This is a genomic window from Pseudomonas sp. RC3H12, from assembly GCF_018596375.1.
In the GTDB taxonomy this organism is placed as follows: Bacteria; Pseudomonadota; Gammaproteobacteria; order Pseudomonadales; family Pseudomonadaceae; genus Aquipseudomonas.
The window spans coordinates 5,127,727-5,138,379 of the sequence record NZ_CP075595.1 but is presented as its reverse complement, the minus strand read 5'-3'; the positions used below and the strand labels follow the sequence as shown (position 1 = coordinate 5,138,379).

10 protein-coding genes are annotated in these 10,653 nt (G+C 65.6%); 7 read left to right on the top strand and 3 right to left on the bottom strand.

All coding sequences use genetic code 11. The features are described from left to right. Positions 1-36 precede the first annotated feature (36 nt). From KHO27_RS23455 to KHO27_RS23445, 3 genes are read left to right on the top strand one after another with little or no spacing between them, the layout of a single operon-like run. Positions 37-1,851 carry a sensor histidine kinase gene (locus KHO27_RS23455; RefSeq protein WP_110700193.1) on the top strand — a complete coding sequence of 605 codons (1,815 nt, stop codon included), beginning with the start codon at positions 37-39 and terminating at the stop codon, positions 1,849-1,851. Continuing rightward, entirely contained in the window at positions 1,848-3,248 is a 1,401-nt protein-coding gene (locus KHO27_RS23450) for a sigma-54-dependent transcriptional regulator (RefSeq protein WP_102683446.1), read from the top strand. Before KHO27_RS23455 ends, KHO27_RS23450 begins: the two co-directional genes overlap by 4 nt. Next, positions 3,245-3,700, top strand: a complete 456-nt coding sequence (locus tag KHO27_RS23445; protein ID WP_110700188.1) for a thioesterase domain-containing protein — start codon at positions 3,245-3,247, stop codon at positions 3,698-3,700. Before KHO27_RS23450 ends, KHO27_RS23445 begins: the two co-directional genes overlap by 4 nt. A gap of 125 nt (positions 3,701-3,825) precedes the next feature. Here KHO27_RS23445 and cysQ read toward each other — a convergent pair whose 3' ends face one another. Both cysQ and nudE read right to left on the bottom strand, forming a co-directional pair. Next, a complete protein-coding gene (cysQ, locus tag KHO27_RS23440; protein WP_214500850.1) occupies positions 3,826-4,659 on the bottom strand; it encodes a 3'(2'),5'-bisphosphate nucleotidase CysQ in 834 nt (277 codons plus the stop codon). Continuing rightward, positions 4,656-5,222, bottom strand: a complete 567-nt coding sequence (gene nudE / locus KHO27_RS23435; protein ID WP_023630347.1) for an ADP compounds hydrolase NudE — start codon at positions 5,220-5,222, stop codon at positions 4,656-4,658. The genes cysQ and nudE overlap by 4 nt, the downstream gene beginning before the upstream one ends. Positions 5,223-5,286: 64 nt before the next feature. Here nudE and yrfG point away from each other — a divergent pair, with 64 nt between their 5' ends. Further along, positions 5,287-5,949, top strand: coding sequence for a GMP/IMP nucleotidase (yrfG, locus tag KHO27_RS23430; protein WP_111532486.1), 663 nt, complete (start codon positions 5,287-5,289; stop codon positions 5,947-5,949). A gap of 95 nt (positions 5,950-6,044) precedes the next feature. On the opposite strand, the gene lysM is transcribed toward yrfG, so the two are convergent. Then, complete coding sequence (lysM, locus tag KHO27_RS23425; RefSeq protein WP_111532485.1) at positions 6,045-6,485, bottom strand: peptidoglycan-binding protein LysM; 441 nt, start codon at positions 6,483-6,485, stop codon at positions 6,045-6,047. 175 nt (positions 6,486-6,660) lie between these two features. Here lysM and fdhD point away from each other — a divergent pair, with 175 nt between their 5' ends. From fdhD to KHO27_RS23410, 3 genes are all read left to right on the top strand, one after another. Continuing rightward, positions 6,661-7,488 carry a formate dehydrogenase accessory sulfurtransferase FdhD gene (fdhD, locus tag KHO27_RS23420; protein ID WP_102683452.1) on the top strand — a complete coding sequence of 276 codons (828 nt, stop codon included), beginning with the start codon at positions 6,661-6,663 and terminating at the stop codon, positions 7,486-7,488. 8 nt (positions 7,489-7,496) lie between these two features. Then, positions 7,497-9,842, top strand: a complete 2,346-nt coding sequence (locus KHO27_RS23415; protein WP_214500849.1) for an FdhF/YdeP family oxidoreductase — start codon at positions 7,497-7,499, stop codon at positions 9,840-9,842. Between the two features lie 223 nt (positions 9,843-10,065). Beyond that, positions 10,066-10,548 (top strand): glycine zipper domain-containing protein, encoded by a 483-nt coding sequence (locus KHO27_RS23410; protein WP_046857505.1) that lies wholly within the window; start codon positions 10,066-10,068, stop codon positions 10,546-10,548. Positions 10,549-10,653 lie beyond the last annotated feature (105 nt).

Sequence of the window (10,653 nt, the reverse complement as noted above, 5' to 3'; positions counted from 1 at the left end):
TAATTGCGCCAGACCTTTCTGGCGCAATCAACCGCGATGATCCCAAGACCCACGCCTCCCCGCCGCCCCCGCTGGCGCAGCCTGGCCCTGCTGGCGCTGTGCCTGGCCCCGCTGCTGTGGCCGCTGCACCACCTGGCCGAGCGCTACTACCAGGATGAACTGGCCTCGCAGAACCGCCAGACCCTCGACCTCTACGTCGCCAACCTGCTGGGCACCCTGCACCGCTACGAAACCCTGCCAAAGATCCTCGGCGACCTGCCGGCGCTGCGCGGCGTGCTGGCCGACCCGTTGCGCCTCGAGGCGGTGACCAACGCCAACCGGTTGCTCAAGGGCATCACCCAGCAGACCGGTGCCGAGGTGATGTACCTGATGGATATCAGCGGCAACACTCTGGCCGCGTCCAACTGGGACAAGCAGGACAGCTTCGTCGGCCGCAACTTCTCGTTCCGCCCGTACTTCATCGAGGCGATGGAGGGGCGGCTGGGGCGGTTCTTCGGCCAGGGCACCACTTCGGCCAAGCGCGGCTACTTCTTCGCTGCCGCCGTCCATGATCGCGACAAGGTAATCGGCGTGCTGGTGGTCAAAGTCGACCTCGACCACACCGAAACCCTGTGGGGCCGCACGCCGGAACAACTGCTGCTGACCGACCAGAACGGCGTGGTGGTGCTCACCTCGCGCCCGGACTGGCGTTTCCGCGCCACCCGCGAATTGACCGCGGCCGAGCGCCAGGCCATCGTCGCCATCCAGCCCTACCCGACCCAGGCCCCGCAGCCGTTGAGCCTCAACCGCGACGCCTGGCTGGTCCAGACCCGCGACATCAAGGAAACCGGCTGGCAAGTGAACATCCTCGCCCCGCGCCTGCTGGTCGATCGCTCAGTGCAGACGGTCATGGCCATCGGTGGCGGTGCGCTGCTGGTGACCATGCTCCTGGCTGGCCTGGTGATGCAGCGCCGACGCCACTATATCGACCGCATCGACTTCGAGGCCCTTGCCCGGCAAGAGCTGGAAAAGCGCGTGATCGAGCGCACCGCCGACCTGGAAGGCCTCAATACCCGCCTCAAGAGCGCGGTGCTGGAGCGCGAAAGCGCCCAGCAGGAGCTGGTGCGCGCCCAGGACGAACTGGTCCAGGCCGGTAAACTGTCGGTACTGGGCACCATGTCGGCGAGCATCAGCCATGAGCTCAATCAACCGCTGGCGGCGATTCGCAGTTATGCCGAGAACGCCGAGATTCTCCTCGACCATCAGCGCACCGAAGATGTGCGCGGCAACCTCAAGCTGATTGGCGAACTGACCGGGCGCATGGCTTCGATCATCGCCCACCTGCGCGCCTTCGCCCGCCGCGACCAGCACGCCCCGGAGAGCGTTGCCCTGCAACCGGCCCTGGATGATGCCCTGGCGCTGCTGGCCAAGCGTCGCCGAGCCATGGCCGTGGAACTGGTGCGCGACCTGCCCGAGGCCACGCTGTGGGTACAGGCCGGCGAGACCCGCCTGCGCCAAGTGCTGGGCAACCTGCTGGCCAACGCCCTCGATGCCCTGACCGAAAAAGCCAACCCGCGCAGGCTGTGGCTGAGTGCCGAGCGCCAAGACGGCTGCGTCTACCTGTACATTCGCGACAATGGCCCAGGCTTCAGCCGCCAGGCGCTGGAGCACGCCAAGGAGCCGTTCTTCACCACCAAGACCCGCACCCAGGGCCTCGGCTTGGGGCTGGCCATCTGCGAAAGCCTGATGCACGCGCTCGGCGGCGAGCTACTGCTGGGCAACCACCCGGAAGGCGGCGCCCTGCTGACCCTGAAACTGCGCGTGGCCAAGCCCGGCGCCAACCTGCAATCTTCGGAGGATACCTCGGCATGAGCACCGAGACACCGATCGACAGCCGTGCCCAGGTGATCCTGGTCGATGATGACCCGCACCTGCGCCAAGCCCTGAGCCAGACCCTGGACCTGGCCGGGCTCAAGGTGGTGGCCTTGGCCGACGCCCAGGGCCTGGCCGAACGCCTGGAGGAGGACTGGCCGGGCGTGGTGGTCAGCGATATCCGCATGCCCGGCATCGATGGCCTGCAACTGCTGGAGCAACTGCACGCCCGTGACAGCGAACTGCCGGTGCTGCTGATTACCGGCCACGGCGATGTGCCACTGGCAGTGCAGGCCATGCGCGCCGGGGCATATGACTTCCTGGAGAAACCCTTCGCCAGCGACGCCCTGCTCGACAGCGTGCGCCGCGCCCTGGCCCTGCGCCGCCTGGTGCTGGACAATCGTAGCCTGCGCCTGGCCCTGAGCGATCGCCAGCAGTTGGCCACGCGCCTGGTCGGGCAATCCCCCGGCATGCAGCGCCTGCGCGAGCAGATCGGCGCCCTGGCCGGCACTCGCGCCGACGTGCTGATCCTTGGCGAGACCGGCGCCGGCAAGGAAGTGGTGGCGCGTGCCCTGCACGACCTGTCGAGCCGACGCGACGGCCCGTTCGTGGCGATCAATGCCGGCGCCCTGGCCGAGTCGGTGGTCGAGAGCGAACTGTTCGGCCATGAGCCGGGCGCTTTCACCGGTGCGCAGAAGCGCCGCATCGGCAAGTTCGAATTCGCCAATGGCGGCACGCTGTTCCTCGACGAAATCGAAAGCATGAGCCTGGATGTTCAGGTCAAGCTGCTGCGCCTGCTGCAGGAGCGGGTGGTCGAGCGCCTGGGCGGCAACCAGCTGATCCCGCTGGATATCCGTATCATCGCCGCCACCAAGGAAGACCTGCGCCAAGCCGCCGACCAAGGGCGTTTCCGTGCAGACCTGTACTACCGCCTGAACGTCGCACCGCTGCGTATCCCCGCGCTGCGTGAGCGCGGCGACGACATCCTGGTGCTGTTCCAGCACTTCGCCGACGCCGCCAGCGAACGCCATGGCCTGCCGCCCCACAACCTGCAACCGGCGCAGCGTGCCCTGCTGCTGCGCCACGACTGGCCGGGCAATGTACGCGAGCTACAGAATGCCGCCGAACGCTTCGCCCTTGGCCTGGAGCTGGCCCTTGATGGCCAGGCGCCTGCGGCGGCCAACGATATCCATGTCCCGGTGCCGGCCGGTAACCTCAGCGAGCAGGTCGAGCAGTTCGAGCGCTCGCTGATCGCCGCCGAGCTGATGCAGCCGCACAGCTCCATGCGCAGCCTCGCCGAGGCCCTTGGCATCCCGCGCAAGACCCTGCACGACAAACTGCGCAAGCACAGCCTGAGCTTTGGCGGGCACGACGACCAGGAGGACAACCGTCAATGAGCAACGACAGCCAGTACCTGCAGTCCGTACTGCACAGCGATATTCCGCTGACCCGCGAGATGGGCATGGAAGTCATCGATTGGCAGGCGCACACCTTGCGCCTGAAGCTGCCATTGGCGCCCAACGTCAACCACAAGAGCACCATGTTCGGCGGCAGCCTGTATTGCGGCGCGGTGCTGGTGGGCTGGGGCTGGCTGCACCTGCGTCTGCGCGAGCTGGGGATCGATGACGGGCATATCGTCATCCAGGAAGGGCAGATCAGCTACCCGCTGCCAGTCACCGGGGCTGCCGTGGCGCGTTGCCCGGCGCCGGACGAGAAGACCTGGGAGCGGTTCCTGACGATGTACCAGCGTCGCGGGCGGGCGCGGCTGACGCTGGAGACGATGGTGAGCAACGAGGGTAGTGACGAGACTGCGGTGACGTTCAGCGGGCAGTACGTGCTGCATCGCTGAAAGGATCGTTCTCAAAAAATCCCCTCAAGACAGTTGCTCCCACAAAGATAACGGTGACTCCTGTGGGAGCCGGCTTGTCGTGGCGACGAACCGCGGCGATGGGGCGCGTAGCGGCCCCGACGAGCTCAAGCTTTGATCGCACTCGCCAGTTCGACGAGCGCCTGACGCCATTCAGCCGCGCGGGGCAACGCCAGGAAGAACGGATTGAGCAGCGACTCACGCGGTGGGTAGCGGAACGGCAACCCGTCCAGCCCGATCACTTCGCCCCCGGCTCCCTCCAGCACGCCCTGGGCAGCCGCAGTATCCCACTGCGAGGTCGGCGCCAGCCGCGGATAAAAGTCGGCACTGCCTTCGGCCAGCAGGCAGAACTTCAGCGAGCTGCCGATGTTGGCCAGTTCCAGCTCCCCCACCGCACTCCCAAGCCCCGCCAGCAGCGCTTCCTGCTCCGGACTCGAATGCCGACGGCTGGCGACAACGGTAAACCGCTCCTGTGCCGGTGGGGCATTACGCACCTGGATCGTTTGAGCCTCTTCGTTACGCTCGGCCCTCCAGGCACCGAACTCGCGCCCACCGAAGTAACAGCGGCCATTGGTTGGCATCGCCACCACACCGAACACCACCTCGCCGTTTTCGATCAGCGCGATGTTGACGGTGAACTCCTCGCTACCGGCGATGAACTCCTTGGTGCCATCCAAAGGATCGACCAGCCACCAGCGCTGCCAGCCTGCGCGGGTTGCCAGCGGGATGTCGCAGTCCTCTTCGGAGAGCACCGGAATCTGCGGCGCCAACGCCTGCAAGCCATCGGCGATAACCCGATGGGCCGCCAGGTCGGCAGCGGTCACCGGTGAATCGTCGGCCTTGTTGCTTACCGCCACGTCAGCGCGCCAGAACGGCAAGGTCGCCTCGCCGGCCAACAAGGCGAGCTTGGCGACGTCCTGCATCAGTTGCCGATCATTCATACGCTCAACACCCCACGCTGGATCAGCAGGTCACGGGCCAGGTACAGCGCCGCCAGCGCCCGGCCTTCGCTGAACTGCGGGTGCATGGCCAGGGCCGAGAGCTCGCGCAGGTTGACCTTGTCGACGCGCATCGGCTCGGGTTCGTCGCCCTCCAGACGCTCTTCGTACAGATCGGTGGCCAGGACCACCTGGATCTTCTGGCTCATGTAACCGGGCGACAACGACAGCTCTGTCAGGTGTTCCAGCTGACGCGCGCCGAAACCGGCCTCTTCCTTGAGCTCCCGGTCGGCGGCGGCGAGCACGTCCTCGCCCGGTTCGATCAGGCCCTTGGGCAACGACAGCTCGTATTCGTCGGTACCGCCGCAATATTCCTCGACCAGCACGGCATGCTCGGCATCGAGCATGGCCACGATCATCACTGCGCCATAGCCGTTGCCACGGCCGACCAGTCGCTCATAGGTGCGCTCGGTACCGTTGGAGAAGCGCAACTGCACGGCTTCGACGCGGAACAGGCGGCTGCTGGCGACGATCTCGCGGCTGAGGACGGTGGGTTTCTGGCGCATGGGGCGGCTCCTTGGCGTGAACGGGTTACTATACCGTGGCTTGCCGACTGATCGAGAATTTCCCATGCCCGTTCTTCCCTGGTCCGCCATCGATACCGTCCTGCTGGACATGGACGGCACCCTGCTCGACCTGCATTACGACAACCGCTTCTGGCTGGAGCACTTGCCCCAGCGCTACGCCGAGCTGCATGGCGTGAGCCGGGCCATGGCCGAGCTCGAGCTGCGCCCGCTGTTCGAACAGCATGCCGGCACGCTCAACTGGTACTGCCTGGACTTCTGGAGCCGTGAACTGCGCCTGCCAATCCGCGAGCTCAAGCTGGAGATCGCCGACCTGATCGCCTTGAAGCCGGATGCCGATACCTTCCTCGCCGCCATTCGCAAGGCCGGCAAGCGGGTGGTGATGATCACCAACGCGCACCGTGACTCGCTGTCGTTGAAGCTGGAGCGGGTTGAACTGGCGCCTTACTTCGAACGGCTGATCAGCTCGCACGACTATGGCTATCCAAAGGAGAGCCCGCAGTTCTGGGATGCGTTGCAGGCAGACATCGGCTTCGAGCCGACGCGCAGCCTGTTCATCGATGACACCCTGGCGATTCTGCGCAGTGCCCGGCAATTTGGCGTGGGGCACCTGCTGGCTGTGCGCCAGCCGGATAGTCGGGCCGAGCCACGCGATACCCAGGAGTTCGGGGCAGTAGAGGATTATCGGGCGTTGCTGGCAGGGTTGTAACTGCGCATTCGCCCCGTAGGGGCGGCTTCAGCCGCGATCACCCGCGACGCGGGTGCCAGGCACCGCGGGCTAAAGCCGCTCCTACAAGCGCCCCCTCAGTCAGGAATACGCAGCACTTGCCCCGGATAGATCTTGTCCGGATGTTTGAGCATCGGCTTGTTAGCCTCGAAGATCTTGTTGTACTTGTTGGCGTCGCCATAGACACGCTTGGAGATGGCACTCAAGGTGTCACCCTTCTCGACCTCGATGAACCGGGCCGCCTGGGCCACCGGCCCGGTGACGGTGATCTGGTCATCCACCGAGGCCACGCCAGCGATATTGCCGGCCGCCAGGATGATCTTCTCTTTCTCTTCCTGGCTGCTTACCTCGCCCTTGAGGATGACCTTGTCACCCTCTACAGTGGCCGAGATGTTCGGGTTGCCCAAACCAACGTCCTGGACGTGTTTCTTCAACTGTTCCTCGGCATTGGCATTGCCGGGGGTCAGCAGGTCGATCAACTTCTCGCCGGCTTCCTTCACGAAACTGAACAGGCTCATGTGGCGCTCCTTTGATGGTGAATCCATGGAAGCAGGAGTCTAGGCCAGGATCGGCCATCCCGCCCCGCTGCGACCAATCGACGCGCTCTATCACGACATAGACGCTAGCGATTAGACGCCACCGGTACAGGGGCCTAGGCTTGTGGGGTCAAACTGCCAGCCGGTATTCGCCCCGATGAACAGCAAGCCACCGGTCTGCGCGGCGTCCACGCCCTTTGCCCTGCCCGCCGCCAGCAACACCTACGACTATGTCCAGCTTTCCGATGCCGCCCGCGACAATACCCCGCTGGCCGAGGAAGTGGCGCTGGCGATCGTCTACAACGGCCTGAACCAGGCGGTGATGCTGGTCAGCCCGACCGACCTGGAAGACTTCGCCGTCGGCTTCAGCGTGGGCAGCGGCATCGTCGCCGGTACCGAGGAAATCTACGATGTGAAGCTCTCCGGCAGCGGTTCGGCGCTGTATGCCGACCTGGAGATCTCCAGCCGCGCTTTCTGGAACCTGAAGAATCAGCGCCGTCAGCTGGCCGGCACCAGCGGCTGCGGCCTATGCGGCGTCGAGGCCCTGGAGCAGGCATTGCCCGAACTGAAGGTGCTGCCCGGGGCGCCGTTGCCGCCCGCGCACTGGCTGAAAGACCTGCGCCAGCGCATCGATGCCTTCCAGCCACTGGGCCAGCACTGCGGCGCGGTGCACGCGGCACTGTTCATGGACCGCGACGGCCAGCTGCTGCTGGGCCGCGAGGACATTGGCCGGCACAACGCCCTGGACAAGCTGATCGGCGCCCTGCTGCGCCAGCGCATCGACACCCAAGGGGGGCTGGCCATCGTCACCAGCCGCTGCAGCCTGGAACTGATCCAGAAGGTCCTGCGCGCCGGCATCCAGACCCTGGTGAGCCTTTCCGCGCCCACCGGCCTGGCCCTGCAATGGGCCCGCAAGCACAACCTCAACCTCATTCATCTGCCCAAACACAGCGCACCGCGGGTGTTCAGCCCAGCGGCGGAGTAGCAACAGCCGTGACCTCCTACGAAAAACTGCCAGACAACGCCCCCGCCTCCACCCCTCGCTACAAACCTTATCCCGGCCCCGCCGGAGGCTGGGGTGCGCTGCGCAGCGTGGCCAAGGCCTGGGTGGGCAGCGACAACGCCCTGAAGAACATCCGCGCCCTGCTCAAGACCAACCAGAACGGCGGCTTCGACTGCCCCGGCTGCGCCTGGGGCGACTCGCCCGAAAGCGGCATGGTCAAGTTCTGCGAGAACGGCGCCAAGGCGGTCAACTGGGAAGCCACCAAGCGCCGGGTGGACGCCGCGTTCTTCGCCCGCTACAGCGTGAGCGCGCTGCTGGGGCAGAGCGACTACTGGCTCGAGTATCAGGGCCGACTGACCGAGCCGATGGTCTATGACCCGCTCACCGACCGTTACCGGCCGATCGACTGGGACGCCGCCTTCGCCCTGATCGCCCGGCACCTGAACAACCTGGCAAGCCCCGACCAGGCCGAGTTCTATACCTCCGGCCGGGCCAGCAACGAGGCGGCCTATCTCTATCAGCTGTTCGTGCGCGCCTACGGCACCAACAATTTCCCCGACTGCTCGAACATGTGCCACGAGGCCAGCGGCGTGGCCCTGGGCCAGAGCGTCGGCGTGGGCAAGGGCACGGTCACCTACGACGATTTCGAGCACGCCGACACGATCTTCGTCTGGGGCCAGAATCCCGGCACCAACCACCCCCGCATGCTCGACCCGCTGCGCGACGCGGTGAAGCGCGGCGCCCAGGTGGTGTGCGTCAACCCGCTCAAGGAGCGTGGCCTGGAGCGTTTCCAGCACCCGCAGAACCCGTTGGAGATGCTGACAAACAGCGACCGTCCGACCAACACGGCATTCTTCCGCCCGGCGCTGGGCGGCGACATGGCGCTGCTGCGCGGCATGGCCAAGTTCCTGCTGCAATGGGAGCGTGAGGCCCAGGCCAGCGGGGCGCCGGCGATCTTCGACCATGCCTTCATCGCCGAACACGGCCATGGCGTGGACGACTACCTGGCGTTGGTCCACGCCACCCCATGGGAACAGATCCAGGCCCAGTCCGGGCTGACCCTGGCCGATATCGAGCTGTCGGCACGCATGTACTGCAAAGGCAAACGCGTGATCATGTGCTGGGCCATGGGCATCACCCAGCACCGCCATTCGGTGCCGACCATCCAGGAAATCGTCAACCTGATGCTGCTGCGCGGCAACCTCGGGGTACCGGGCGCCGGCCTGTGCCCGGTGCGCGGCCACAGCAACGTGCAGGGCGACCGCACCATGGGCATCAACGAACGCCCACCGGTGTTCCTGCTCGATGCCATCGAAAAACGCTTCGGCTTCCCGGTGCCACGCCACAACGGTCACAACACCGTCGAGGCCATCCACGCCATGCTGGAAGGCCGGGCCAAGGTGTTCATCGGCTTGGGCGGCAACTTCGCCCAGGCCACACCGGACACCGAGCGCACCGCCCAGGCGCTGCGCAACTGCGAGTTGACCGTGCACATCAGCACCAAGCTCAACCGCAGCCACCTGATTCACGGCAAACAGGCGTTGATCCTGCCATGCCTGGGCCGCACCGATATCGACCTGCAGGGCGAAGGCCCGCAGGCGGTGACGGTGGAGGACTCCTTCAGCATGGTCCACGCCTCCAACGGCCAGCTCAAGCCGCTGTCTCGACAGATGCGCTCGGAGCCAGCCGTGGTTGCCGGCATCGCCGCCGCCACCCTGGGCAAGCAGCCAGTGGACTGGCACTGGCTGGTGGCCGACTACGACCGCATCCGCGACCTGATCGCCGACACCATACCGGGCTTCACCGACTTCAACGAGCGTCTGCGACTGCCCGGCGGCTTCTATCTCGGCAACAGCGCCGGCAGCCGCCAGTGGAAGACCGCCAGCGGCCGCGCCAACTTCAAGGCCAACCTCCTACCGGACAGCCTGCTCGACGAACGCGTGCGCGCCAGCGGCCAGCTCCCGGACCTGATCATGCAGTCGATGCGCTCGCACGATCAGTACAACACCACCATCTATGGCATGGATGATCGCTACCGCGGCGTGCGCGGCCAACGCGACGTGCTGTTCGCCAACGAAGCCGACATCGTCCGTCTGGGCTTCCAGCCGGGGCAGAAGGTCGACATCGTGTCACTGTGGGGTGATGAGCACGTACGCCGGGTGCATGGCTTCACCCTTCTGGCGTTCGACATCCCCGCCGGCCAGGCGGCGGCGTACTACCCAGAGGTGAACCCGCTGGTGCCGCTGGAGAGCATCGGTGACGGCAGCCACACGCCGACGTCGAAGTTCATCGCCATCAAGCTGGAGCGCGCGCGGGACGACGGGCGCATCATCTGATTCGCGCCCGGCAATGCTGAACGCCGCCCACAAAAAAGCCCTGTTCCACAACGGTTCAGGGCTTTGTCATAAGTACCTCAGACAAGCAAAAATCGAGAAAGTTTCATACATAATTCAATAACTTAGAGAATTGTGTACAACTCGTGCTACTCGTCGGATTCCGATTGCCAGCCGCTTCGCCGAGCTTCAAATTCCGCTTCGTCATCCCTCTGAGGCTCTCTTGATGAAGAAGTACTCCTCGATTCTGTTGTTGTCTTTCGGTCTGCTCAGCGGCGTTGCCATGGCAGGCGGCACCACCGAGGCCGGCATTGGCGGCGCATTGGGTGGGGTACTGGGCTCCGTGGTGGGCAACTCCATCGGTGGTAGCACCGGCGGCGCCATTGGTGCCGGCCTGGGCGGCGCGGCCGGCGGTGCCCTGGGTGCCGACAAGCGCCAGCGCGGCGAAGCGGCCATCGGTGGCGCACTGGGCGCGGCCGGCGGCAACGTGGTTGGTCGCTCGGTGGGCGGTACCACCGGTAGCTACATCGGTGCGGCGGCCGGCGGTGGCGCCGGGGGCGCACTGGGTAACTACATGGGCAACAAGGCCGACGAAGACGAGCGCCATGAATCGCGCCGCTACCGTCGTGACTACGATGACCGCCGCCATTACGACCGCGGCCATCACTACGGCCACCGCAAGCACAAACGCCACTGGCGCCATGACTGATCGCCAGGCTTAAGCCTGACGCCTAAGGCCCTGCCCTCACCGGCAGGGCCTTTTCGTTTGCAGACAAGCCAGGGGATTAAGGGCCACCCCGATATGGAGGCCACT